The organism is Bradyrhizobium sp. CCBAU 45321, assembly GCF_028128975.1.
Lineage (GTDB): Bacteria > Pseudomonadota > Alphaproteobacteria > Rhizobiales > Xanthobacteraceae > Bradyrhizobium > Bradyrhizobium yuanmingense.
The window spans coordinates 1-393 of record NZ_LFKZ01000003.1 but is presented as its reverse complement, the minus strand read 5'-3'; the positions used below and the strand labels follow the sequence as shown (position 1 = coordinate 393).

General features: G+C 62.1%; 1 protein-coding gene. It reads right to left on the bottom strand.

Features of this window, described 5'->3' with window-relative positions:
• Window positions 1-393, bottom strand: a 393-nt coding sequence (locus ACM43_RS00925; protein ID WP_271537483.1) for a ribonucleotide-diphosphate reductase subunit beta, incomplete at both ends; no start/stop codon positions are given.

The following is a 393-nucleotide window of genomic DNA, read 5'->3' as shown; positions in this document are numbered from 1 at the left end:
GCCGAAGGCGAGGTCGACGAAGTTCTCCTCCAGCTTCACCATGGTCTTGGCGACGTCGACGATGTCGTCACGGACAGCGCGCGTCACCGCGCCGGTTTCGCGGTGCCATTCGTGAAACAGCTTGATGATGCCCTCGCAGTGGAGACTCTCGTCGCGCACTGACCAGCTTACGATCTGTCCCATGCCGTTCATCTTGTTGTGGCGTGGGAAGTTCAGCAGCATGGCGAAGCTGGCGAACAAGGCCATGCCTTCGGTGAAGGCGCCGAACATCGCCAAGGTGCGGGCGACATCGGCCACGCTGTCGACGCCGAACTCGTGCATGTAGTCCGCCTTGGCGCGCATCTGCGCATAGCCGCGGAATGCCTCGAACTCGGTCTTGGGCATACCGAGCGT